The sequence below is a fragment of the Cellvibrio sp. UBA7671 genome, from assembly GCA_002483145.1.
Classification (GTDB): domain Bacteria; phylum Pseudomonadota; class Gammaproteobacteria; order Pseudomonadales; family Cellvibrionaceae; genus Cellvibrio; species Cellvibrio fibrivorans.
In genome coordinates this window covers 478,424-501,437 of sequence record DLHJ01000003.1, presented here as the reverse complement: position 1 = coordinate 501,437, position 23,014 = coordinate 478,424, and the positions used below count along the sequence as shown (strand labels likewise).

The 23,014-nt window shown below is 45.9% G+C and carries 26 protein-coding genes; 22 read left to right on the top strand and 4 right to left on the bottom strand.

Annotated elements, in window-relative coordinates:
• Positions 1-171: 171 nt before the first annotated feature.
• From B4E62_RS04790 to B4E62_RS04780, 3 genes are all read right to left on the bottom strand, one after another.
• Positions 172-1,116 (bottom strand): site-specific integrase, encoded by a 945-nt coding sequence (locus B4E62_RS04790; protein WP_331351276.1) that lies wholly within the window; start codon positions 1,114-1,116, stop codon positions 172-174.
• A 178-nt stretch (positions 1,117-1,294) separates the two neighbouring features.
• A complete protein-coding gene (gene mobH, locus B4E62_RS04785) occupies positions 1,295-3,151 on the bottom strand; it encodes a MobH family relaxase (RefSeq protein ID WP_331351275.1) in 1,857 nt (618 codons plus the stop codon).
• Positions 3,148-3,555 carry a hypothetical protein gene (locus B4E62_RS04780; protein WP_331351274.1) on the bottom strand — a complete coding sequence of 136 codons (408 nt, stop codon included), beginning with the start codon at positions 3,553-3,555 and terminating at the stop codon, positions 3,148-3,150. Before B4E62_RS04780 ends, mobH begins: the two co-directional genes overlap by 4 nt.
• A gap of 274 nt (positions 3,556-3,829) precedes the next feature.
• Between B4E62_RS04780 and traD the strand changes: the two genes are divergently transcribed.
• From traD to B4E62_RS04675, 21 genes are all read left to right on the top strand, one after another.
• Positions 3,830-5,950 (top strand): type IV conjugative transfer system coupling protein TraD, encoded by a 2,121-nt coding sequence (gene traD, locus B4E62_RS04775; protein ID WP_331351273.1) that lies wholly within the window; start codon positions 3,830-3,832, stop codon positions 5,948-5,950.
• Positions 5,947-6,651 carry a DUF4400 domain-containing protein gene (locus B4E62_RS04770; protein WP_331351272.1) on the top strand — a complete coding sequence of 235 codons (705 nt, stop codon included), beginning with the start codon at positions 5,947-5,949 and terminating at the stop codon, positions 6,649-6,651. The genes traD and B4E62_RS04770 overlap by 4 nt, the downstream gene beginning before the upstream one ends.
• A 13-nt stretch (positions 6,652-6,664) precedes the next feature.
• Positions 6,665-7,357 (top strand): hypothetical protein, encoded by a 693-nt coding sequence (locus B4E62_RS04765; RefSeq protein ID WP_331351271.1) that lies wholly within the window; start codon positions 6,665-6,667, stop codon positions 7,355-7,357.
• The gene (locus B4E62_RS04760; protein WP_331351270.1) at positions 7,357-8,133 is read left to right on the top strand and encodes a hypothetical protein; all 777 of its coding nucleotides are present in this window, start codon (positions 7,357-7,359) and stop codon (positions 8,131-8,133) included. Before B4E62_RS04765 ends, B4E62_RS04760 begins: the two co-directional genes overlap by 1 nt.
• Positions 8,130-8,732 (top strand): hypothetical protein, encoded by a 603-nt coding sequence (locus tag B4E62_RS04755; RefSeq protein WP_331351347.1) that lies wholly within the window; start codon positions 8,130-8,132, stop codon positions 8,730-8,732. The genes B4E62_RS04760 and B4E62_RS04755 overlap by 4 nt, the downstream gene beginning before the upstream one ends.
• Complete coding sequence (locus B4E62_RS04750) at positions 8,648-9,223, top strand: PFL_4695 family integrating conjugative element protein (protein WP_331351269.1); 576 nt, start codon at positions 8,648-8,650, stop codon at positions 9,221-9,223. Before B4E62_RS04755 ends, B4E62_RS04750 begins: the two co-directional genes overlap by 85 nt.
• Positions 9,220-9,525, top strand: coding sequence for an RAQPRD family integrative conjugative element protein (locus B4E62_RS04745; RefSeq protein WP_331351268.1), 306 nt, complete (start codon positions 9,220-9,222; stop codon positions 9,523-9,525). The genes B4E62_RS04750 and B4E62_RS04745 overlap by 4 nt, the downstream gene beginning before the upstream one ends.
• A 2-nt stretch (positions 9,526-9,527) precedes the next feature.
• A complete protein-coding gene (locus tag B4E62_RS04740; RefSeq protein ID WP_331351267.1) occupies positions 9,528-9,764 on the top strand; it encodes a hypothetical protein in 237 nt (78 codons plus the stop codon).
• Positions 9,765-9,929: 165 nt separating this feature from the next.
• Positions 9,930-10,202 carry a hypothetical protein gene (locus B4E62_RS04735; protein WP_331351266.1) on the top strand — a complete coding sequence of 91 codons (273 nt, stop codon included), beginning with the start codon at positions 9,930-9,932 and terminating at the stop codon, positions 10,200-10,202.
• 18 nt (positions 10,203-10,220) lie between these two features.
• Positions 10,221-10,577 (top strand): DUF3487 family protein, encoded by a 357-nt coding sequence (locus B4E62_RS04730; protein WP_331351265.1) that lies wholly within the window; start codon positions 10,221-10,223, stop codon positions 10,575-10,577.
• The gene (locus B4E62_RS04725; protein WP_331351264.1) at positions 10,570-11,214 is read left to right on the top strand and encodes a DUF2895 family protein; all 645 of its coding nucleotides are present in this window, start codon (positions 10,570-10,572) and stop codon (positions 11,212-11,214) included. Before B4E62_RS04730 ends, B4E62_RS04725 begins: the two co-directional genes overlap by 8 nt.
• The gene (locus B4E62_RS04720; protein ID WP_331351263.1) at positions 11,211-12,032 is read left to right on the top strand and encodes a TIGR03749 family integrating conjugative element protein; all 822 of its coding nucleotides are present in this window, start codon (positions 11,211-11,213) and stop codon (positions 12,030-12,032) included. Before B4E62_RS04725 ends, B4E62_RS04720 begins: the two co-directional genes overlap by 4 nt.
• Entirely contained in the window at positions 12,022-13,497 is a 1,476-nt protein-coding gene (locus B4E62_RS04715; protein ID WP_331351262.1) for a TIGR03752 family integrating conjugative element protein, read from the top strand. Before B4E62_RS04720 ends, B4E62_RS04715 begins: the two co-directional genes overlap by 11 nt.
• Positions 13,478-13,999, top strand: coding sequence for a TIGR03751 family conjugal transfer lipoprotein (locus B4E62_RS04710; protein ID WP_331351261.1), 522 nt, complete (start codon positions 13,478-13,480; stop codon positions 13,997-13,999). Before B4E62_RS04715 ends, B4E62_RS04710 begins: the two co-directional genes overlap by 20 nt.
• Complete coding sequence (locus B4E62_RS04705) at positions 13,996-16,827, top strand: conjugative transfer ATPase (RefSeq protein WP_331351260.1); 2,832 nt, start codon at positions 13,996-13,998, stop codon at positions 16,825-16,827. Before B4E62_RS04710 ends, B4E62_RS04705 begins: the two co-directional genes overlap by 4 nt.
• Before the next feature lie 19 nt (positions 16,828-16,846).
• On the top strand, positions 16,847-17,050 hold the full coding sequence (locus B4E62_RS04700) for a hypothetical protein (RefSeq protein ID WP_331351259.1): 204 nt from the start codon (positions 16,847-16,849) through the stop codon (positions 17,048-17,050).
• A gap of 13 nt (positions 17,051-17,063) precedes the next feature.
• Complete coding sequence (locus B4E62_RS04695; protein ID WP_331351258.1) at positions 17,064-17,459, top strand: TIGR03757 family integrating conjugative element protein; 396 nt, start codon at positions 17,064-17,066, stop codon at positions 17,457-17,459.
• Positions 17,460-17,461: 2 nt separating this feature from the next.
• Positions 17,462-18,415 carry a TIGR03756 family integrating conjugative element protein gene (locus B4E62_RS04690; protein ID WP_331351257.1) on the top strand — a complete coding sequence of 318 codons (954 nt, stop codon included), beginning with the start codon at positions 17,462-17,464 and terminating at the stop codon, positions 18,413-18,415.
• A gap of 15 nt (positions 18,416-18,430) precedes the next feature.
• On the top strand, positions 18,431-19,801 hold the full coding sequence (locus B4E62_RS04685) for an integrating conjugative element protein (RefSeq protein ID WP_331351256.1): 1,371 nt from the start codon (positions 18,431-18,433) through the stop codon (positions 19,799-19,801).
• Entirely contained in the window at positions 19,791-20,168 is a 378-nt protein-coding gene (locus tag B4E62_RS04680; RefSeq protein WP_331351255.1) for a hypothetical protein, read from the top strand. The genes B4E62_RS04685 and B4E62_RS04680 overlap by 11 nt, the downstream gene beginning before the upstream one ends.
• 16 nt (positions 20,169-20,184) lie before the next feature.
• Positions 20,185-21,816 carry a conjugal transfer protein TraG N-terminal domain-containing protein gene (locus B4E62_RS04675; protein WP_331351254.1) on the top strand — a complete coding sequence of 544 codons (1,632 nt, stop codon included), beginning with the start codon at positions 20,185-20,187 and terminating at the stop codon, positions 21,814-21,816.
• Positions 21,817-21,832: 16 nt separating this feature from the next.
• Here B4E62_RS04675 and B4E62_RS04670 read toward each other — a convergent pair whose 3' ends face one another.
• A complete protein-coding gene (locus B4E62_RS04670; protein ID WP_331351253.1) occupies positions 21,833-22,084 on the bottom strand; it encodes a hypothetical protein in 252 nt (83 codons plus the stop codon).
• Positions 22,085-22,498: 414 nt separating this feature from the next.
• On the opposite strand from B4E62_RS04670, the gene B4E62_RS04665 reads away from it, so the two are divergent.
• Positions 22,499-22,819: a cupredoxin domain-containing protein gene (locus B4E62_RS04665; protein ID WP_331351252.1), complete on the top strand. Its 321-nt coding sequence runs from the start codon at positions 22,499-22,501 to the stop codon at positions 22,817-22,819.
• The last annotated feature ends 195 nt before the right edge of the window (positions 22,820-23,014 follow it).

Genomic DNA, 23,014 nt, shown 5'->3' with positions numbered 1-23,014 from the left:
TAGCTAGAGGCGGACTTGAACCGCCGACCCCAGCATTATGAGACATGTGTCCGAGGAATACTGTTTCGAGCTATACAGATCTGCCTCTGTATTTTGTATGAAAAGCCTTTCTCACATCGCAGTAATATGTGAATCGCTTATAAGATTACCTGTCATCAATTAAATGTCAACTCAAAACGTATACGTACGACTAAAAGGGGTATTTATTCTATTGATTGTGATCTCCATTCTATCCGTGCTTGTCTGTACATAGTTCCTGGTTGTTTGAACATTTGTATGCCCCAGAATTGATTGAACCGCGAAAATATCAGGCGTGCTATCGTCAGATGGGTTGCACAACTCAGTTGCAAAAGTATGCCTAAATCTGTGCGCCCCAACTGATTTCCCTAAATCCCTACTTAGCCTCTTAAAAAACCCTGTTATTGCTTCTGGCTTCATGTTTCCCTTGCTGGTGACACGGTAGCGAGGGTAGAACCGTGAGGCAACAAACAGATAGTCATTTGGTCTCATACTTCGCCCCATCACTTGTTCATTCCTTAAAATTAGATCCTGTAAGCGTGATGAAACTTCTTCATGCATTGGAATCGACCAACTTCTGTGTGTTTTAGAGCCCTCATAGCTTAATAGGATGAGTTCATCAGAAAAATTGATATCGCCCAACTTTAATGTGACTAACTGGCGTCTGCGCATACCCGTGAAGTAAAGAGCATAAATTACGGTGAGCCAAAACCAGCTCGGTTTGTAATAGTCGGGGTTGCTGTAGATGTGCTTGCACACCTCATCAATTGTCTCTCTCTCCAGAACTTTACGTGGGACCGCGCCAACTGGCGCCAACCGCACCGATCGAAACAGATTTTTATCGGTAAGATTCCTGCTGATGGCATGGTCAATCACTAACCGCATATACCGGATATACCCGTTATAGGTGATTGGCTGAGCTATATCCAACGTCTTTCTTTTGAAGCGCGCGATGGAATCTAAAGTAAGATCATCGATGCTATGGACACCGCTTCGCTGACAAAACACCTTCACTTTATCCATGAGGGTAGCGTGGGTAAATTCGTTGAATATGTTCAAATCGGCGAATTCCTTCGCTAAGTCTATAATTTTCATCATGAAGGTCACTCCGTGCTTCTCAAGCCCTTATAAGAATTCTTATGTGAATTCCTCATAACCGTGGCTAATTTATAGGCGGCGCAAATATACCCATAGAAAAAAATTTGAGTATTTCGACGCCATTACATTGTGATGCAGTTCTCATAACGTTTGGGAATGTAATTTTAAGCGTCACATGTTATTCACCTCCCGACCCCAGTTCTTTTTTGATGTACTTGTTGGGTTTTGGTACTGGGTAGTCGTTTTCGTAAATAACGTTAAACGGCAACAGCCAGCCGTTGATCTTGGTTTTTCGGTTGGTGGAGCTAACCCAGTAGGGATGAATGTTTACATCGCCGTTCCGAATATGTTTTCGGAGGTTTTGGAAGCGTTTTGAGAGATTTTTGTGTTTCTCTTCGGGAACACCATGGAGGCGAAGAAATGTTTTAAAAATTGCTGGTGCAAGCAAAAACACTCCCTCATCAACAATGTGCACTTCGGCTGTGATGTTGTTGATGATGATTGTTTTTTCGATCAGCCCGCGCTGTAACCAGGATAAAAATTTTTGCCCAGTATCCGGTGCTTCAAAATCCAGATTCCTGATAAGTCCGATTGCAGATTCCGCAACGGCGCCAGTTTCCTGATCGGCTACCGCCGCCTCAGTTTCCTGTAATGGTGATTTCTCTGAATCATGTGAAGTGATGGCAGTTGCCGAATTGTCTTCAACAGTGTCCCGCATAGGAGCACTTTCCTGTATTGCATCGGGTATATAGTCACTGATTTCAGCTGTAAGGATGTCCTCATCCGATGGCATTTCCTCGTCCGATTCCTTTGCGTTAGCGGCGTTACTGATTTCACGTTGTGTATTATTCAAATCCTCTTTTGCAGGTTCCAATTCAAATGCTGTAGTTTCAATTGACTCAGCTTCCTGAAGGGTTGTGACTGTTTCCTGTATGTCCGTAGTTACAATCGATATTTCACCTTCCAATGCCCTCAGTGGCCTGGATGGAAGGGTCAGTTTCCTCGCCTCAAACTTGAGGCAAGTGAATTTGTGTTCATACCCTGAAGTTTTTACCCGTATCGGCCAGATGGCTTTGCCATCATCCGTTGGTAGGGCATAGCCATGTTCCTGCAATATGTCGTATACGCGTACAGGATCTTGCGGGAGATGTTTCAGTCCCTGTGAATTACATTCCTGAATTAGCTTTTCTGCGAGCGATCGACACACCAGGTACAGGTGTCCTGAGCCATCTACCCAACCCATCCCGCCATTGGTGTTAATTTTTATACCGCCTTCCTGAATCCAGTGGCGAATAATTTTTAAGTAGCGCTCGATTACAGGTATGGCATTACTGAAACGTGGCTCATTAGGTAATTGCAAATCTTTAGCAGTTGATTCCCTATCGGCAGCTTCCACTATGTCGCCAATCGTCCCTGATTCAAATTTATCGCCCCACAGCCATGCCGTTAGTTCGGCCATGATATTGCTGGCTTCAATTAGCCAGGTTCGCGCTTCCTTTGGTATCAAATCCCAATGAGTTAATGCCAAGTGTGCGTGATAGTGATAAGGGGTCTTCCTGAATTCGATACGGTAGCCCTTCAGGTTTTTTAAGTGGGTCATTGTCCCGCTATGGGGTGTCCATGATTTTTCAGATCCGTCTTTAGCAATGAGGATCAAGCGTGTATTTGCACTAAGTTTTCCAATGTCATGCAAAAGGCAGCCAACGAAAATGGCGTAAGTCCACAAATGGCGCTGCGTAGATATTTCTGACAAAGAACCTGCAATGGGAAGTTGGTAACCCCGACGTTTTTTTAACGCGAGCGTAATCACATCTAGCGTGTGTTTTAACAATCCACCGGGACCTGCGTGATGGTGAGCTTCACTAGCCGGTGCGAGTTGAACCAACTCAGCAAATTGATATATGGGCGTTTTTATTAATAAATCGAATACGGGTGCATCAAGTCCGGCGAGAGTGCGTAGCTCTGCCAAAGTTGGATCAAGCTTGCATTGGGCAAATAACTGCTCCGCCGTGCAGATAGGCAGAAGCTGGCTCATCGTAAATGCTCGCGCGCCCAGCGCTTGATAATGTCTGTCGCAGGATAAGCAGTGCTGCTTTGCGTAATGGCAATTCCATGTGAAAAATCAGAGGAGGATGCAGTCAGAGGATCAAGATAATGTCGCCCATCGGTAGCATCGCGAAAAAACCGATAAGTCCAGCAATCCAACGAGGCAAGGCGAATAGCGGCCAGCTGCGCAAGTGGTATATCGCTATCAACTTCACGAGCTTCGCAGAGCTGATGCAACAGATTAATCATTTCAATACAGAAGCTGTTCTCTGTGTCGGGAATCTGCCGAAACTTTTCTTCCAACCCTTTGATTGGGGTCGCCCAGTCTTTTTTGTGTAATTTCGTCAGTAACAAAATTAGTGATTGTTCAAAGTTGTTGCAGGTGTCAGTCATTGCTCTTTCAGCCTTTTTTCAGTTGCCCTTTAACCATTAACGGCCATTTTCCTTTCACTGATTAACCCCTTGTGATCCATTACCCCTAGCGTTTTAGCGCGCGCGCCGCCGGACGATTTATCGGGAGGTGGCGCGCGCTTTTTTTGGGATAAGCCCATTGGCCATGCTTGTGCGCTTTGTAATGGGTTTGACTTTTTTGCGCAGCAATCAAATTGCACGCGGCTAGTTCAATTTGATGCATGACGTTGAAAAACTGATCGCTATCATCCTCCGCATGAACAGAAAGCATCCCGTTGAAAATTTATTGCGCCCCGCCTACGAGACTATGTCTGCTGCTGCATACGGTCTCGCAGGTGCACTCACACTGCTCTCACCAGCGGTGCTAATGGGTGCGTTAAGCACGCCCTCACTAACCTACGGCATTGCAGCTGGCATGTTCTGTCGGTGCGCTCAACGTTTTTATCAAACTCGGAAATTATTGAAATACCAATATGAAATGCATGTGCTGCCGGGATTTACCATCGACAGCAATGACATACCAGTATCAAAAGAAAATTTGTTTTTAGGATTAGGATTTGAGTGGACAGCGCGTCACACGCAGCGTCGTGTGGATTTTGATCGGCAGGAATTCGATTGGCATAAATACCGACACCAAACTTATAAATACAAAGTTGCGCGCACGTTGGAACGAGTGCTGCGCCGCTCGGCAATAACGGCTTGGATGGCATGGGCAAGTTCCGCACAAGCCTGGTACAACCCAGTCGCACCAATTCCCTATGTAGAGGGTATTCCCGCAATTCACGCTGTTGGATTATGGGAAGGTGAGGTACCGGTATATGAGCGGCAGTCCGAGCGTGTCGCACACACTTTTGTTGTCGGTACGACGCGCGTTGGAAAAACTCGATTAGCTGAGGTATTAATCGCTCAAGACATTCACAATGGTGAAGTGGTCATTGTGTTTGATCCAAAGGGTGATGCGGACTTACTAAAGCGCACCTACATTGAGGCAGTCAAAGCTGGTCGCGGTCACCAATTTTATTGTTTTCATTTGGGATATCCAGAATTATCTGCACGCTACAACCCAGTGGGTTCATTCAATCGAATCACCGAGCCTGCTTCCCGTATTGCCGGTCAATTACCTGGCGAAGGGAATAGCGCTGCATTCCGCGAATTTGCCTGGCGTTACGTGAACGTGATTGCCAAAGCCTTAACTGCTTTAGGCAAGCCAATAACTTACGACAACATTCTGCATTACGGTTCCAATATCGATCCGCTGCTGGTCGAATACCTCACGTTAGTTTTCGATCTGCCAAGCTCAGAAGAGTTATTGCGTCGAGCGGGGCACTCCAATTGGCGTAAATCATCGCAAAGTTTAATTGAATCTGATCGTAAAGCAGATAAGGCGCAGGCATCGCGTGATCGCCGTGCCTGGGCGATGGCGGAACTTTATAAAGATGCAGGCTTGATGGATCAAGTAGCAGGAGCCTTGATCAAAACCTTTGAGTACGAAAAAAGTTTCTACGACAAATTAGTCGCATCACTATTCCCGCTGCTGGAAAAACTTACATCAGGCCCCACGGCAGAGTTACTGTCACCGAATTATTTTGATATGGATGATCCGCGTCCGATTTTCGATTGGGACGAAGTTATTCGTACAGGCGGAATTGTCTATGTGGGATTGGACGCGCTAACGGATGCAGAAGTTGCACAAGCTGTTGGCAACTCTATGTTTGCTGATCTCACCTCGCGCGCAGGTGCTCTTTATAAATTTGGACAGACCCACGGTCTTTCGCCAGAGCTTGCGCAATTGGCGACACGTCGCATGATTTGCATTCATGCCGATGAGTTTAATGAGCTCGTTGGAAAAGAATTTGTACCTATGGCGAACAAAGCTGGTGGTGCAGGTTTCCGTTTGACTGTTTACACACAAACGCTCAGCGATATCAAAGCCAGATTTGGCAACGATGCCAAGGCAGGTCAGGTAATCGGTAACTTAGGCAACCTGATTATGTTGCGCGTGAAAGAGCATGCAACAGCGCAGCTGCTAACTGATCTTCTGCAAGACGTTGAAGTAAATCAGCTCACATTAGTTTCAGGTACATCGGATGACACCAATCCTGATTCGCCGAATGACTTTGGTTCTAATACACAACAGCGTATTTCCACACAAAAAGTCCCATTGGTTGCCCCTGGTGATTTAACTCGCCTGCCCAAAGGTCATGCTTACGCCATGCTGGGTGGAAAACTCTACAAGTTACGTTTGCCTCTATTCAAAGAAACGGGGGAATTGCCAAAAAATTTGGATTTCTTGTGCAAACAAATGCAAGCCAAATACGACAGCAATGGTGCAAATGATGAATGGTTTAATTTAAGTGAGGTGAGAGCAGTAGCATGACGGTCACACGATCAGAACGTCCTGCACCACCCAAGCGTCCTGGAATTTGGGGTTGGTTGTTTGGCTCAACAGTCGGAAATGTGTTCAAGCTTGGCTGGTGGTCATTGCTGGCGATTGGTGCATCTGTGCTAATTGAATGGGCGGGCATGATCTGGCTTTGGGGGCCAAATCACTCTAAAGAAATGTTGACTCAGGAACTGACATATCTGGGTGCTTACAACAAAAATTTAATTACCGGATTTTATCCCAGTGATCTTGGTATTCAATTTGTTGGTGTAGCCAATACCATCGTTTCCTTTCTGAAACTGCGCGAACTATCCAATCATCTTGCTGATGGTGTTATCAGTGGTGCTACGCAAATAGCGATTTATGGAATCGATGCACTGGTCAATACGATTTTTATTTTTGCGGTACGCAGTGCCATCTGTGTTAGTGCGCTCACCGGCTTTGTGTTAGTGGGGCTAGTGGCATTTGTGGATGGTTTAGTGGAGCGTGATATTCGTAGAGCCTGTGGTGGTATTGAATCGGCCATGTTGTACCACAGAGCCAAACGATTACTTGTGCCAATTTTGTTTCTGTCGTTCGGTGGGTATTTAACCGCGCCGATATCAATTCATCCATCGTTGGTGTTTTTGCCGGTGATGGCTTTGTTTGCGTTTTCGCTTTTCGTAACAGCGAAGACATTTAAGAAATTTCTTTAGGTCGAGGTAAGAAATGAGCCATTCGGAATTGCCGGATTTACCCGGAATTACAGCTGAACCAGAATTGCGTGGTGGGGTAACTCACAGGGCGGACACAAAGCGAGGATCATCTTCTGCCACAATTTTCGCAAGTAGCTTCGTTGTGCTGATGCTTGCAATAGTGATATCGGGTGCGTTCACTGTGATAGGTAAAGATCAGTTGCTTGTGTGGGTGGGTGCTAAGTCGGAACAATCGAAACCCGACAAAACTGCCATTGCAATTCAAGAGTTAAGTGCGCAGCTGCAGCTATTTTCGCAGTCACTAGATGAAATAAAACAAAAACAAGAAGTGTTCACTTCATCAGTCGATGCCAATTCCTTTGCAATCGATAAAACCGCGTTGCGCGTTACTAATATAGAGCGTTTTACGTCAGATCTTGAAAAAAGAATTGCCGAACATAAAAGAGCACAGCAAATACAAGCTGCTGCACAAAAGAAGCAAGTCACACAGGCCAAACCGAAACCTGCTCCTGTAATTCCAGTGGTATTAGTATCCATTCGCAATCAAGCCGGTACAACCTTGGTGTCCTTGCGTGATGGGCTGGATAAATCAGACTTGTTAATGCCAGGAGATGCTTGGCGCGGCTGGACGCTTCTAGAAGCAGACCCGGCATCAAAAGTTGCTCGTTTTAACGTGAATGGTCAAGTGCAGGAGTTACGGCTCTAATGTTGACTATCCGTCAATCATCAACTCTATATCTGGCTGTATGGTTCTGGCTGCTAGTTGGTGTTCAGAGTGCTCCGGCCAGTGGTCAATTGAATAATGCACCGGTTGTATATAAGCCGACGACCAGTACAGAGTCGCTGTTGGATCGGTATTCACAAGTGCATACGCAACCCAATGAATTTTGGCAGCTCACCACCGAAGAGTGGTCACTCTATGAAACGTTAAAGAAAAACTCACCGTGGGCATTGTGGGATAACAATGCATCACCTCTTGCAATACTTGCTCACTATGCAGAGTCTCCGGAAGAAAAGCGTCGCTATGCACGCATAGAGGCGGAGCTGGACACTTGGCGACAATATCGTGTTACTGAATTTCAGACACTCTATGACAAAGAGCGATCGATTGTGCATGAGCGCTATGTGGAGTGGATACAAAAGCGACTTCCTACTCTTGCCACTATCAAGCCCTATGAAAAATTACGTCTATTCATACAAGTGGGTAGTTGTGATGTGCATTGCCGTTCACTGATGTCTCGGGTTTTAAAAACACAAGCCAAGGTGGATATTTTTGTGCTGGGTGCAACAACCGATGAGCAAATATTCAAATGGGCTGAGAGCGCAGGCGTTCCGGTGGAGCGCGTAAAAACCAAAGAGATCACGCTCAATCACGATAAAGGGGTATTTAGTTTGGTGACGGGAAGTTTGGGAATTCCAACCCCCAAATTGCCGAGCTTATTTCGTCAGATTGCAGGCGGGGACCAGATAGTCGCGATATGAAAATTATTCTCAGTGTATGTATCGGTTTGATTGCCATGACTGTTCACGCGGAAATTCCGCGCGCTTACAGAATCATAGCCGATCAATACGGTGTGCCGGTGGAGGTGTTTTTTTCGATCGCGTTGCAAGAGAGTGGTAAGTCAGGGCAGGATAAATTTTTACCTTGGCCGTGGACATTAAATATCGATGAAAAAGGATATTACTTTGATACCCGCGAGGAGGCAGAAATGGCATTGCTTACAGCAATGGAACATGCGCAACGCGAAGGTAAGGTCGGGCGCGTCGCAGTTGGGATTGGACAAATATACATGCCCTCCCATATCAGCCAATTTGTATCTCCACTCCAGGCACTCGATCCAACAGAGAATTTAAATTACGCGGCAAAATTACTGGCAGACCATTATATAAAAACCCTGAGTGAAGGTTCTCCCGATTGGTGGGTTGCAGTGGGTCGGTATCACAGCCCCAGCAATAAAAAATTGGCAAATGCTTATCAACAGTTGGTGCTTAAGAAATGTTTACGCATAAGTTCACGCTGCCATTCTTATGGCAGAGCGTCCGTAGGTTTAATAACTCAAATGGCGACCATTACACCATGATACCGAAGGGCGTTTTATTGGGGTTAATGATTGCACCGATGGTAATGGCAGAGCCGGAAGTGATTGCCGATTTTGGAGGTAGGGAAACTGGTCTGGTATCACCCTCTGAGCGATTGCGGACTATAGCAAGTAAAAATTCAATTCCTGCAGCGATAGTGCGGCAACCAATCCTGGAGAGGTTCCCGGTGGAATCAAATATGCGAGTAGGAGTTATTGATGCCCATGTCCACAACAAACCTGTCAAACGCCCATTTTTTATTGTTGGCTACGATCAGCATTCGGCTGAGTGGCTTGAAGCTAATCGCACGTATTTGATTGAAATTAATGCTCGGGGACTGGTCACCAATGTGCAGTCCGATCAGCAAATGAGAATACTGCGCGAATACGGCGGTGATTTATCGTTGGATGCAATACCGGTTGAATCAATAGCGGCTGTATTTGGGTTGGAATTTTATCCCGTGCTTGTTACTAAAGAGGAGGTCACGCAATGAAATACTTAATCATAATTATCGGGCTGCTAAGTGTAGGTAACAGTATTGCCGATACCGAAACCGATACCGTTACTGAAGATGAAAAACGTTACTTAATAAAAATTGTGCAAGATTTAAAGCATGTAGATGAAATGGCCGCAAAAGCGTCTATTAAAGCAGATCCAGATGCGCGAGTAACGCTCGACTATGTTGCGTTGCGCCATGATTTGCAAGAACTGCAGCGTGCATTGGAGGCGCATATAAATAATCCATCACGCTCGCCAAGAAAGTTGGAAGGGCTAACTCTGGCGGGAAATAATTAGGAATGAACGCTGCCGCAAAAGAGGTATTTGTTGCGTACTTTGGCTCACCCGATGTGCTTTATACAATACTGGCAGGATTTTTGTTTTTGGTAATGGCTCTTGCATGGATGATCATAATTATTAAAGCTTTTAAAAATAGAAGCGAAGATCGAAATAAAGATGATGTTGGTGTGCTCTGGATTGTGTTGAGAGGACTGTTTCTGCTGCTACTACTGATCGCAGTGTTCATGTCTCATTAACCATCACGGAGTTTTGTTATGTTACAGCTCGTTTCCTTTGGTCAATTATGGCGGTCACGCGCTCGCGCGAAAATCGCTCTCTGCAAAAAATCTATCCTCACTTCACTAATCTTGGTGACAGGCTTTTTCTTTACAAGCCTTACTAATGCGCAAGTGGATATCACTATGCCAACCGTCGAAATTGATGGTATCGACGCTGATTCTGACGGTGCGTCTATTTTGGTGATCATTCTGAAATACATCGCGCGAATTGCAATCTGGATTGCGATGTTGTTATCAGGCCTTGTTGCACTCAAAACAGTTCTGAAAAGCTGGAATGAACAGAAGAGTAACGATCAAGGAAAATGGGGAGCCGTTGTGGGCGACTCACTGGGTAGTGTGATCATGGTGATTTTAGTTATTGCCGTGGGCACTTGGGTTTTATCTTTCCTCAGTTAAATCCCAAGAGATTGCCTTATGTCTGAACATGATGATCGATTGGCAGATGCTGTTAATCAAGAACCGATTGTCTACAACGATTGCACCCAGTCTGAATTGATGGGGTCATTTTTTATCGGAGCGTTTATCGGTTTAACCATTGGTGTCGTTGTGGGGATTGTCATCGGATTTATCATGTTCGGCATAATCATTGGTTTGATCATTTCTGTGGGTGTGTCCTGGTTTGCAATGAACTGGCTTAAACACATTCGGCAAAAATTTTATCTCACTTGGTTTAAAGAAAAACTATTTCTTTTTAAGTTAAGTATCGGGATGGCTTCGGGAAAGTTCATAGGTCATTCGGAAAGATTCGGTAAGGGGGCACGACGTGGGTGATGCTCGCAACGCATTACATTCGCGCGATTCACATATCTGGACGCTGCGAATTGTTTTATTGGTATTAATGGGGCTGCTGTTTTTGCAGTCACTGGTCATTTATTCGCGTCAAAATGAAATCACAGTGCATGTTCCGCCGGATTTATCGAAGGGTGCAGTTTTAAACCCTGGAGAACTTCAAGCGGCAAACGCATTCTTTTTTGCGGTGTATGTGTGGCGGAATTTGAATGACTGGAGTGTTTCAGGCAAAGAAGATTATTCACGATTAATCACTGAGTATCAATGTCTGGTAACGCCTGAATTCGAGCGATGGTTAAAACAAAATGAAGCGCTGAAACGGCGACAAGGAGAGCTAGATCGAACTCGTGTGCTAGCAGACTTGGGTCTTTATAAGCCGGAGTTTGTGACACCGCTTGGCGGCAATATTTTTTCGATTGCACTACTGACAACAATACAAGAGCGGGTTAAAGGCGTCGTTATTAAAGACGTTGGCATGAGTTATTCACTTCGTGTTGTGCCTGACACACGTAAGTGCAATGTCATGGGCATGGCGCTCGATGGGTTCATGGTTGACCCTACTCGCGCCGAGCAGGAAGCAGAAGAGAACAGTAAAAAAGCGAGGAATAAAAGCCAATGAAACGTAACCAAATTTTAGCCGTGATACTGCTCATGCAGCTGCTGTGTGCTTCATTGGCATTGGCTGATCGCACCATCGTTTGGGACAAATACCCGATCACAATTGTGTTGCCCGTCGGTGAGGAAGTTCGGGTAACTTTTCCAGCAGATGTTGCATTGCAACTGCCATTGGAAGTAACTGAAAAACTGGAATCACTTGCACCCAACCAGCGTGTTGTTTATTGGAAGGCAACTGAGGAATTTGAATCAGTGCGAGCTATTGCTACCAGCACAGACAATGAAACTGTTTATTTGGTGGATTTGGTTGCGCAACAAAATGCCGTCGTGGAATCTCTAATCATCGAAGATCCCGATCGTGTTGTGGCACAACAAGGTCAGGATTCCGAAAGCGCTGAGTTTTCAAGTGGTATTCAGGAATTACTTGATCCACCTGAGCTTATATTGACTCGTTTCGCTTCTCAATCGCTCTATGCACCACGTCGATTAATTCCGGTGAATCCGGATGTTAATGCACAGGCGATATCAGCACTGCCTGCCAACTTTCCATTGATGCGTTCGCAAGCCGGTGAGCAATATCGTTTTTCGATTGTCGGCGCGTGGTCGGGTTATGGTCGCTACGTGACGGCGGTGATGGTGATCAATACAAGCCCTATTGCGATTCATATCAACTCTGGATTAGTGGCCGGGAATTTCACGCATATTACTCCTCAACATTTGACACTGGGTGCTGCCGGAACACTTGAAGATCGCACCACCTTATATCTGGTCTCAGATACACCATTTGCTTCGGCAATTATGGAGGATGGTTATGGCTACTAATATGAGCACTAATAAGTTGGTGTGGGTCATTGTCGTTATTTTGTGTGTGGCCGTTGGAGCAGCCATTATCAACTCCAAAAATGAGCCTAAGCCCACTCCAATACAAACGGCGGCTCCAAAACCTACGTCTGCTGTTAGCGAGGATGGTGATACTGTTTCTGAAACTATCAAAGAGGTTTCAGCTCGCTATACCGCGCAAGTGGATGAAAATCAGCGCTTGAAAAAAAACCAGGAAGAATTGGATCGTCGTCTTGCTCTGCTTGAAGGAAAACCGCAATCCAGCACCACAACAACTAATGTCACTGAAGATCCTTTATTTAAGCAATTGACCAGCGAGCTGGGCAAGATGAAAGAAGATTTCAACGTGCTGTCTGAAAACATGCTCAAGGATGGCAAGGAAAAAGCTGCACAAAAAAATGGCTATGAAGTAACTGAAGATGATTTGGGTTGGGGTGAAACAGATGGTAAATCCTCAAATAAAAAGGGTGTGGTCGAAGGTCCGCGCTCGTTGCCCGGTTACGTCACTATTCGGCCAATGACACGGACACAGCTTTTGGGGTTTGATCCCAAACTTGCCGAATCCATGCTCAAAGAAAAAATGTCGTCAGGTGTTGCTGGTGCATCACAGACTGCAAGTAAATACGGTGTCACCAATACCCTGAAAAAAACAGGTGGCAAAATTGCACCGGATATCACTCCGCATTACACCATTCCTGCGCGCGGTACCATTTTTAAAGCGGTAGCAATGACTGCTCTCATCGGCACTGTGCCGCTTGGCGGAAAAGTGTCGGACCCATTTCCCGCTAAATTTATTGTGGGTGAAGAAAACCTTGCAACGAATGGCCTGCGAATTCCTGGTTTGAAAGGAATTGTTTTTGAAGGGATTGTACGTGGAAATTGGAATCTATCATGTGCTGCTGTGAGCCTAACTGCGGCCACATACACATTTGCCGATGGACGAATTCAGCATATGCGTTATGACCAACAGCAAGGAGGTGGTGGCTCTAAATCGGGTAAATCTACATCACCGTTTGCTGAAAGCGAAGGGTCAGCCAGTATCGGGTATGTCACGAATCCTCAAGGTGTACCTTGCATCCCTGGACGCAGGGTTACAGATGCGCACAAGCAATTATTTACGATGGGGTTGTTGGGTACAGCCAAATCCTATTTTGATGCAAAAGCGGCTGCTGAAACGACCACTACCGATAATCCTTTGGGGGGCGGCTCGACCAGTGTGACCGGCGACAAATCAGCCTTCATTACCAATCAAACTTATTCAGATTCTATGGAAACCGTGATGGATTTTTACAGCAAACGTATGCGTGACACATTTGATGTTATTTACGTCGATCCCTCAGCCATGGTTTCGCTCAATATCACCCAGGATCTTTACATCGACTATCACAGCGATGCACGCAAATTAGCGTATGCGACCGGAGGCAATAATGTTAATGCGCTCGATTAATTTACTGACGGTGTTATCTGCATTACTGGTAACAGGTTGTGCTTCAAAGCTCGAAGATGTGGCCAACCCTAACGCGCCGACAATGAAACAAGTCTATGAAGACTATACCGGGTCGAACCAGGAACAAATTGCAGAGCGCCAGGCAACGCTCATGCAGCGCCCAGCTGTTGCTCCCTCAGATCAGCAATTGGGGTTGCCACCCTATCCAGAGCGTTTAGATCATCTGTATCCGCGACTGCCTAATCCCGATTTGTTTATGTACGTTCGCCCTCATGCTGTAGGAGCCACCGGCGCCCCTGTGCCTGCTTACATTACACGCTTCTCAATGTACGAACGACAACCCTACGCCTTACCAGGTGAGACCTTGGATGCAGCCAAGATCCTGTCTGACTATCAGGTGCAGAAGGTTCATGAGCAAAATGATGCACTGAAGAAAGATCGAAAAAAATCCGCCATTAAGGCGAATACCCAACATCAAGTGCAGGAGCTATCTCACAGATGACTGCCGACTTGATTACGAAAGTTTCGCAAGGTATTCAGGATTATTTATTGCGCGGAGCTCCCATTCACGGTAAAGACGTTACTGCGAATGATTTGAAGCGTGCCTATAAACAACGATCATCGATCGCGGGTTATTTGCCATGGCTAGATATTATTGAGAACGACAAACTATTGCTTGAAGACGGGCGGAGTGTGGCGGCGGTATTTGAAATACAGCCTGTCCCTACTGAGGCTCGTTCAAAAGAGTTTATGACGCAACAGCGCAATCAAATTCGAGATTTTATTACTGGCACCTTTGAAGAGCTAAATCATTCACCTTGGGTGGTCACAACTTATTCATGGTTGGACTCAGCGTCTTTTACTTCAATTGTAGATCGCTTGCGTGAACATGCGATCAAGGTGCATGCACAGCGCGACACCACCATCGATAAGTACACTGAGTATTTTATCGATACCATTTTTCGTGAACACATTGAGGATATGTCGCGCAAAGGCGGCTTGTTTACTGATCCACTGGCGAACGATCGCAATTGGGGTGGTTCCCGCCGCAAAACCTACATGGTGTTTTATCGTCGTCACAATGGTGCAAGCTCGCGCCGAAAAGGGATGACACCGGAAAAAGAATTGGATGCGCAATGTGACCGCGTTTATCAAATGTTAAAGGCAGCCGGGTTAAATGGTCGCCGCTTAAAAGGCGAAGATATTCGTAATTGGTTATTCCGTTGGTTTAATCCAAAACCCAAGCAGACACAGGGTGACACAGAGGCATGGCTTCGCCTGAATCCCTACGCACACAACGAAGACGAAAAAACGGCTGAATATGATTTATCCAATGATGTGATGACGCGCGATGTGCGTTCCGATGAAAAAACCCGCTGCTGGTATTTTGATGGAATGCCGCACACAGTGTTATCGATCGAGCAAATGAATCATGCCCCCAAGATAGGTCAGCTCACTGCAGAACGCTACGTTAGCGAAGAGGAAGTCAGTGGTGCAAACGCGCGCATTACCTGCCTGATTGATGAATTGCCAGAAGGTTCGCTAGTCATTACCAACTTTGTTGTGAAGCAGCAAAGCGCGGTGCGGAAGCATTTGGAAAAACTGGCTAAAAACTCTAAAGGTGATACACCAGAGGCAGAGGCGACACGTGATGAAGTGGATTATGCGCGTGCGCAAATTGCACGAGGAAATAAACTCTATCCCTACAGTATTGGAGTTGCACTGCGTGCATCAGATGATGACGAACTTGATTCCGTCATCATGCAAGTAGAAACCAAGTTGAGTGCAAATGGATTGCAAGTTATTGATCCGGAATACGACGAAGTGCGCCTCGATCGCTATATCCGGTTTTTGCCTGGTGCATACGACCCTACCTTAGCTCAAGTGGAAATTCGCCAGCGTCTTGTCTATGCGCATCACTTGGCGAATCTCTTACCGGTTTATGGTCGCAGCGTTGGTACCGGCAATCCTGGGATTGTGGGCTTTAATCGTGGCGGTGAAGGATTCATGTGCGACCCCCTATATCAAGAGGATCGAACCAAAAACGGACACCTGTTTTTATTTGGTCCCACCGGTGCCGGTAAGTCCGCCACCTTGGTGTGGCTGCAAATGCTCATTACAGCGATTCACAATCCACGTTGGGTGGTGATCGAGGCCGGTAACTCATTCAATTTATTATCCGAGTTTTTCAAATTATGGGGCAAGTCAGTTGTGGATATTGTCTTGCGCCCGGGTGTAGCTCCATCAATTCCGCCCTTTAAACCCGCACTAGATTTAATTGATGACGATGGCAATTTAATTCAAGCCCACTCTGTTATGGAGGAAGTATTGGAGGGTGAGGCTGAGTTGGAATCGGCTACTAAGGATACGGATACTACTGACGGTGGGCAGCGCGATATTTTGGGTGAAATGCTGATTATTGCTCGGCTCATGGTCACCGGAGGAGAAACGCGCGAAGAAGAGCGCATGAGTCGTTCTGATGTTGGCTTGTTAAAAACGGCGATTCTCAATTCCGCAAAGCAAGCAAAGCTCGCGCGAAAACAAGATCTCCTCACTGAAGATGTAATTCATGCGCTCGCAGCACTAAAACCAGAGAAGCCTGAACGCGCTGGTCGTATCGATGAAATGGTGGAAGCCATGAGCTTGTTTATCGATGGCTTTGCTGGTGAATTGTTTAATCGGCCAGGTAGTGAATTACCGGATGCCGATTTTATCCGAATTGAAATGGGTACTTTGGCCACCGGTGGCGCGAATAAAGATAAGTTGTCGGTCGCGTATATTTCCATCGTAAATCAAATTATTGCGCGCGCTCAGCGCACACAGCGGGACGGTCGCCCCACAATTAATCTTACCGACGAAGCGCACGTAATCACCACCGATAAATTACTCGCCTCCTATTTGGTTGTGGTGTCAAAACTTCTGGGACGCCGTATGGGTTTATGGCTCTGGCAAGCCACGCAAAATATGAAGGATTATCCCGATGATGCAGAAAAAATGCTTGCCATGTTTGAGTGGTGGATGTGTTTATTTGTGGATCAGGGAGAGCTTGCCAATATCGAGCGTTTTAAAAAGCTGACGCCTGATCAGCGCACCATGATGCTCTCCACCACTAAAGCGCCGCGCAAATACACTGAAGGCGTCATCTTAAGTGACACCGTACAAGGCTTGTTTCGAATTGTTCCACCGGGGCTTTGCCTGGCATTGGGGCAGTCTGAAAAAGAAGAAAAAACGGCGCGGTTTAAACTCATGCAGCAACACAATATTTCTGAGCTTGAGGCGGCTGCCATGATTGGCGAGATGATTGCCAAAGGCCGTCGCAAAGCATCTTGAAAATGCAGGAGAGTGATATATGAGTGAGTGCATCCAATACGCTTTTCGCATAGATGCAGGCAAAGAAACGCCGTGTCATTTAAGCGAGATTAAAAAAGACGATGTTTATTATTTGGTAGTTGATGCGCGTAAAAGCCACTTATTCAAGGCAACCGACAATGCATTTGGTGCAGAGGTCAATGGTAAATGGGTTTGGAGTATTCCGCATGTACCTAGCAAATAAATGCATATTGCTCATGGTGTTAATTGCAGCTCCCGCTTTTGCTCAAGAGCGGATAGAGATGTTTACCGAGTCACCCGCAAATGTGGGTTCAGTGAATGCGGTAGAAGTCATTCATTATGATCTCAGCGAACCCTCGCGCTTAAAAAAACGCCTTGCTCCCAAGTTGCCTGCCGATGAAAAACTAGCTTTGATAAAAGCGAAGCAATTTTTTACATCAGAGGAAGGTAAGGCGTACCAAATAGCCATGCGTGATGCCTATCGCGGTCGTCAGAAAATGATGCAATACCAACTAAAAAAAATTCCGGCGATTGTGTTTGATGATGGTAAGTATGTGATTTACGGAAGTACGGATGTTGCTCAAGCCACAATGCTATACCGTCAACATATTGAATCTATTCGGGAGCAGTAGCGATGAAAAAATTTACGTTGCTATTGTTGTTGCTTACTTGTTCCGCGAGTGCGGTTTCGCAGTCTGTGCCCACCGGCCCCAAGCATGGCTCTCTTGAAACAGAAGACATTATTAAGGCGGCGATCGATTGTATTGATTGTTTTGACTGGGAAGTTTTGGGGATCTGTTTCTGGTTAAAGTGCACCTTATTTAGTTGCGACATTGAAGAGTCTGTTCGTGTTGGTCATTACATTCCTGATCTTGTGGTGGCGAGTTACACCTATCAAACCGAGTGGGATGAAATAAAGGATTGGAATGATACGCCCAGTGGCGCAATCAGCCAGACAGAAGATGCAGATAACCAGGAAACACCTCTGGACTTTAAGCATGTTGAAATTATTTCGCATCCTGCCTTGCCGTTTTATAACGCACTGGGCGACGAAGAATATTTCTGTCAGTCAATGCTGAGCATCCCTATGTTACCGCATTTCGAAAGCAGCCTTGACCCATCTTGGAATGATCCAGGCATCGAGCAGATTTTTCCGCAATCAATCCTGGGCATTCCCAAAATTGAAACCAGCGCCTGGTTGCCAGGTATTGGCCAAGGGTATTGGGCACCGCTCTATCCTCGCTGCGGTTGGGGCGCTCACCCATACGACCCTATCAATGCAGCTGTCGCAGCCCACCGCGCCAGTGAAATTGTTACGCGAAATGCGCAACCACATATTTATTTGCCCGCAACGGGCAGCTGTGAAAATCGTTGTTGGCCACCTGACCCCGTTACCGTCAACGAAAGTCACGACAATCGTTTTCAAATGTTGGCGCCGTCATTAGAAAACTCAACACGAATATTCGGCGGTTCAGCTACCTGGGCTAATGGCAAAAATAAAACCCGCGAAAGTTATCTGTGGGCTCTCTGGCGCTATTACGCCTGCTGCGAAGCCAAAGGCGCCTATATCGGCAAAATCGATTTTTAATTTAAGGGGTATGTGATGAACAAACTCAAAAAATATTTATGTTTGTCTGTGGTTATGTGTACTGCATTGGTACCCGGCACATCAAGTGCAGGTGACATGGTGAGACCTACAGGTGATGGGGCATGGTATTACGCCATTGGTGGTGGCGATCCTTACATGTATTACAACCAGTCCAACAAAACCACGCTGAATTTATCGGCCGGTGCGGAATGGAATATGTTTCGTGGCTGCTCATTCGACCCCAGCTTTGGAATCAGCGATACCTTCGGCAATATCAAGCATAACGTCTACGGCCTCACGGAAGACGTTCTAGGCGCTGCTACAGCGGTTTTCTCGGCGTGGGGGTTATCCAAGATACAAGAAAACTGGCCAGGGCTTTATGACACGCTGACAAAGGGTCTTAAAGACGCTAAGGAGTCCTACACGCTTTCTCTCAAAACCTGCCGTGATGCTAAAGCCGATTTGCGCTCCGGGCGTGATCCAGTAGAGGGCTGGATTGCTGTCACCCGTAAGAGCTCGTGGGACAAAGCCAGTCTTGCCGGTGATAACCCTGTTGATGCAGAACAATCTATTGAAGCTACTGCAGGTAACGCAGGAGTGATGTTTGATGGTGGCACCAAGAAGGGTGGTATTGGGCAGCCTCCCATCAAGATAGTCCAGGATACAGTTGGTGCTGGATACACACACTTAGTCGGTACTGCTACGCCGCTGGATGAAGATGATGTAATTGGCGATCCAAATATTACACGGGTATTTCCAAACGCTACTGCAGCAACTACTTGGGCTAAAGCGGTCGTGGGTGAGCGCGAAATTCGCACCTGTGTCGATTGCGACAAATTAAAAACCACGGTTGGACAAGGCTTGCGTTATCAATTTCGTGTTGAGCGTGAAATTGTTGCGGCTGATTTGGCGGCCATTATGAGTCAGCCCATGAACTACAAAATAACGTCAGCGGACTTAAACAAATTATCTGCTCCTGGTATGGGTGTAGTAATCAATGATTCGACAATCCAAAACCTGAAGCGCGCCCCGGTCGATGAGCAACAAATATTGGCTAGCAAATTAATGGGTGAAATTGCCTTGGCGCGCACAATGGAAAAAGCATTGATCGCTCGCGATCTGTTAAATGCGGGTGCACAGGAGCCTAATATCTCCGCATCAGGTGACACCGCACAAAGTGAAATCGAATACTCACGCAAAAGATTGCAGGCAGAAATCGATAACATTTTATTTGAAACGGAAGTTCGTCAGAAAGTCATCACCAATGCTGCGGGTGCAATTGCACAGCGCGGCTCGGGTCGCAAACAAGATCCTGCGTTTATTGATTACGTCCGCATCAAACCAGCGCGTCAGGGTATGACAGAAGGAGCGATCAATGAGCCATAACAGCTCTCCATTTTCGGATGCATCGGAAGCCGCAAAATCATCAAAGGTGCACAAGTTAAAAAGGTTGGCACTGTGTCTGATTGGCTTTCTTTTGACTGTCCTTGTTGGGTTTCTTTTGTTGAGAATTTTACTGGCGGGTGGAGGTGAGCGAATTGAATCGCTTCATGCGTTTTCCAGCTCACCTTGGCTGCTACTGTTCCGCATGTCTCTTTATGTATCTCTATGGCATTTTTGGAGAAAGTTACTTGCGATGTTCATCAAGAATTGCAGCCAGGAGTTGGTGCGCGTTACACGTCGGCCCTTACTCGTATTGCTGATTTGTTATGAGTTGTTTTTTGCATCAAATATTATCGGCTATTTGATTTAATTGAGGTGGGATATAAATGCCAACGGGTAGCGTGTTAGAACTCTATACAAGTGTATTGGCCTGGAATTTATACGGTGCGATATGGGCGCTTCTAGTGAGCACTGGCGTGGTGTTGATTCCATTCACCGCCGCTATTATTAAAGTCCTAATCGATACTCGTGATTCCGCCGTAGAGATAAGTGCTGAAGGCCTTGTTCGCATTCTTGAAACCCGACTTTACCCAATGCTATTTGTTGTGTTTATGGCGGCACAACCGATGATCTATGTGCAGCTTTCAAAAACAACCTATACGCACTATCGGTGTGAGGCCACAGAGAGTGGCGTACTGGAAAAGACGGCGACAGAAAAGTCCTTTGGTGACTCTGGAAGTACTCTCGATAAAAAAGCCGCTGCATTCTCTTCAATGCTGGATGGCAAAACACCGGAGGCTCCATTTTGGTGGTACCTGGTAACTTTATTAAATCACGCTATTTCTCAGGCGGCTAAGCAGGAGCTGCCGTGCCAGGCCGATTTAAGAACAATGGTGTCAGGTCTATCAGAATTGGATGTGCCGGATAAAAACCTGAAGGATGAGCTAGGCGATTTTTACAATCAATGCTGGAAGCCAGCCGTGAATATATTTGGCAGCCAGCGATTACCTGATTCTGAGCTGCCAGCAAAATTCCGGGACGGCGCCATCTATGATGATATTTCATGGCCGGGCTCAGAATTCTTTTTGTCGCGTGCAGGTTATTACGATACGTTAAAAACCTCTACTGCGTTGCCCCCCGAGCACTTTCCCTACTCGGAATCGCGCGATGCTGTAAAGCTTCCTCCACCGCCAGAGGGTGTTGATATAGGTGGTTTTCCCACGTGCCATGAATGGTGGCTAGGTTATCCGGCCGATGGCGTTAGTGTTGCGAGTGATCATGGGTTGCGCACAAGACTCTTGAGCAATGTGAAAGCAAATGGCGCTGAAGATGATTGCGGTGATTGCACCGGAGCCTGGTGGAATTTATGGTCCGAAGATAAATTTGCGACTTCAGAAGATCGGGATAACACATTGATAAAAACTGCATTATTTAATACTAAAAGCTCGATGGAATTAAATTTGGGAAATGGGCTTTCAGGTGGAGGTGATAATCTCGGCTCTGATACGGTCAGCGCCGTTAAAACAGGTATTGCGTTCCTGGGGGCTGCATTCACCTCGATTCCAAATGCCGTCGAAACTGAAAGTTATCGAAAAATTGCACCCGCGCTGCAAGCCATTACGTTGATGATTTTTATTGTGGTTTTGCCCATTTTACTCACGCTGGGTTCGTTTAACCTGGGCAACCTTGTCACGCTCAGCATCTTACAGTTCAGTATTATTTTCTGGTCGTTCCTATTCGCTTTCGCTGCGTGGTTAGATAATTTTCTGCTGGATTCACTGCTGAGTTTTGGAGATGACGGGAGAACGGTGGTGGGTTATGTCCTACCTGATGCGATACATAATCCGGATGCTATGGCGATTAGTTGGGTAGTAAGAATGTGTTACTACCTTCTTCCATTACTTTTTACTTATTTCTTGGGGGCAATAGGAATGTCAGCAGGTACACAGGTGGCCACAGCAATAAACAGCCTAGGTGGTGTTGGTGCAGGCAAAAGTAGCGCCCTATTGAAGAAGTAAGCCGCACTAAAGCGGCTCATTTATTATCGGGAAAGAAAAATGGGGAGATGGGATTGCAGGGGTTATCAATGTCTCCTTCATCATACAAGTGCCCCATGGGGCGAACTTGCTCATCGTCGTCATCTTTGCGTGCAGTGATTGCTTTTACAATGAATCCCATTATCAGCAGCACTGCCAGACAACCTTTGCACAACAGGAACCATACCGCTTTACCCGTAAAGAGTGCGGTAGATTTGAGGATTCTTATACCAAGGGTTTTGTTGTCCATTTGGGGGAGCCTATGGTCCGACTGTTGTTTTTGAATATATAGCAGTTTTGGGATGAATGGAAAGTGAACAGCATTAAATACTGGCATTTTGTCGCATCTATCAACTGATTGGGTGCTTCTTTAATTATAGCGAAGGTTTCTTATGGTCAGACGCGCTGTAGGAATGAGACTGTATTGATTGATTTCTTAAAGAGACTGGCGACCGCCTTCTGTGGATTGAGCTTGCTGCTATTTTATAAATGAAAAATAAGGTCCGCCAGATCGGATTATTTGTTGAGTCTCATGTGGATCGCATCAACGTAAATGATTTTGCTAAGTCTTATTTAAGTTTATTCGTTTAGATTAGGCTGAACACACTCATGCCACCTCCGCCCCTATATGAAATGGAAATTTTACAGACATTCATGCTGTGTAATGGTGCTGGCACACGCCACATTTGCATCTGATGATGTTCCTACATTCAAAATCGATATAAATAAACATGTCTTTGATACAGACCTAGTGGTGGTTCCAGCCAATACAAAAATAAAACTAATCGTCCATAACCATGATAAGACAGCAGAAGAAATCGAAAGTCGCTCTCTCAAATTAAAAAAAATCATAATGGGTAAAACGGAAGTCTTCCTATTTGTTGGCCCCTTACCTGAGGGAGATTACTCTATCATTGGCGCTTTTAACCGCAGAACAGCCACTGGTGTAATTCGAGCTCAATCAAAGGCAAAAATTAGCAACTAGCACACAGCTTCACTGTGGCCAAAATACTCACCTTATTAAACCTTAAGTTTCCCTTAATAATCCTCCGATAATCTTCGTAAGTGAAATACGAATAAGATTTCACTTTTTCAGACGACAAGATCTTGTTCAAAACTAAGTCTTAACTAAGTTTTCTTTTTTAATATGTCTCACTTTCATTAATTGATATATCTCATG

What these genes read in the sequence shown, in the direction of transcription:
- B4E62_RS04790 (WP_331351276.1), bottom strand. Translation starts at nt 1,116, where the DNA reads ATGATGAAAATTATAGACTTAGCGAAGGAATTCGCCGATTTGAACATA.
- mobH (WP_331351275.1), bottom strand. Translation starts at nt 3,151, where the DNA reads ATGAGCCAGCTTCTGCCTATCTGCACGGCGGAGCAGTTATTTGCCCAA.
- B4E62_RS04780 (WP_331351274.1), bottom strand. Translation starts at nt 3,555, where the DNA reads ATGACTGACACCTGCAACAACTTTGAACAATCACTAATTTTGTTACTG.
- traD (WP_331351273.1), top strand. Translation starts at nt 3,830, where the DNA reads ATGAACAGAAAGCATCCCGTTGAAAATTTATTGCGCCCCGCCTACGAG.
- B4E62_RS04770 (WP_331351272.1), top strand. Translation starts at nt 5,947, where the DNA reads ATGACGGTCACACGATCAGAACGTCCTGCACCACCCAAGCGTCCTGGA.
- B4E62_RS04765 (WP_331351271.1), top strand. Translation starts at nt 6,665, where the DNA reads ATGAGCCATTCGGAATTGCCGGATTTACCCGGAATTACAGCTGAACCA.
- B4E62_RS04760 (WP_331351270.1), top strand. Translation starts at nt 7,357, where the DNA reads ATGTTGACTATCCGTCAATCATCAACTCTATATCTGGCTGTATGGTTC.
- B4E62_RS04755 (WP_331351347.1), top strand. Translation starts at nt 8,130, where the DNA reads ATGAAAATTATTCTCAGTGTATGTATCGGTTTGATTGCCATGACTGTT.
- B4E62_RS04750 (WP_331351269.1), top strand. Translation starts at nt 8,648, where the DNA reads ATGTTTACGCATAAGTTCACGCTGCCATTCTTATGGCAGAGCGTCCGT.
- B4E62_RS04745 (WP_331351268.1), top strand. Translation starts at nt 9,220, where the DNA reads ATGAAATACTTAATCATAATTATCGGGCTGCTAAGTGTAGGTAACAGT.
- B4E62_RS04740 (WP_331351267.1), top strand. Translation starts at nt 9,528, where the DNA reads ATGAACGCTGCCGCAAAAGAGGTATTTGTTGCGTACTTTGGCTCACCC.
- B4E62_RS04735 (WP_331351266.1), top strand. Translation starts at nt 9,930, where the DNA reads ATGCCAACCGTCGAAATTGATGGTATCGACGCTGATTCTGACGGTGCG.
- B4E62_RS04730 (WP_331351265.1), top strand. Translation starts at nt 10,221, where the DNA reads ATGTCTGAACATGATGATCGATTGGCAGATGCTGTTAATCAAGAACCG.
- B4E62_RS04720 (WP_331351263.1), top strand. Translation starts at nt 11,211, where the DNA reads ATGAAACGTAACCAAATTTTAGCCGTGATACTGCTCATGCAGCTGCTG.
- B4E62_RS04715 (WP_331351262.1), top strand. Translation starts at nt 12,022, where the DNA reads ATGGCTACTAATATGAGCACTAATAAGTTGGTGTGGGTCATTGTCGTT.
- B4E62_RS04710 (WP_331351261.1), top strand. Translation starts at nt 13,478, where the DNA reads ATGTTAATGCGCTCGATTAATTTACTGACGGTGTTATCTGCATTACTG.
- B4E62_RS04705 (WP_331351260.1), top strand. Translation starts at nt 13,996, where the DNA reads ATGACTGCCGACTTGATTACGAAAGTTTCGCAAGGTATTCAGGATTAT.
- B4E62_RS04700 (WP_331351259.1), top strand. Translation starts at nt 16,847, where the DNA reads ATGAGTGAGTGCATCCAATACGCTTTTCGCATAGATGCAGGCAAAGAA.
- B4E62_RS04695 (WP_331351258.1), top strand. Translation starts at nt 17,064, where the DNA reads ATGGTGTTAATTGCAGCTCCCGCTTTTGCTCAAGAGCGGATAGAGATG.
- B4E62_RS04690 (WP_331351257.1), top strand. Translation starts at nt 17,462, where the DNA reads ATGAAAAAATTTACGTTGCTATTGTTGTTGCTTACTTGTTCCGCGAGT.
- B4E62_RS04685 (WP_331351256.1), top strand. Translation starts at nt 18,431, where the DNA reads ATGAACAAACTCAAAAAATATTTATGTTTGTCTGTGGTTATGTGTACT.
- B4E62_RS04680 (WP_331351255.1), top strand. Translation starts at nt 19,791, where the DNA reads ATGAGCCATAACAGCTCTCCATTTTCGGATGCATCGGAAGCCGCAAAA.
- B4E62_RS04675 (WP_331351254.1), top strand. Translation starts at nt 20,185, where the DNA reads ATGCCAACGGGTAGCGTGTTAGAACTCTATACAAGTGTATTGGCCTGG.
- B4E62_RS04670 (WP_331351253.1), bottom strand. Translation starts at nt 22,084, where the DNA reads ATGGACAACAAAACCCTTGGTATAAGAATCCTCAAATCTACCGCACTC.
- B4E62_RS04665 (WP_331351252.1), top strand. Translation starts at nt 22,499, where the DNA reads ATGGTGCTGGCACACGCCACATTTGCATCTGATGATGTTCCTACATTC.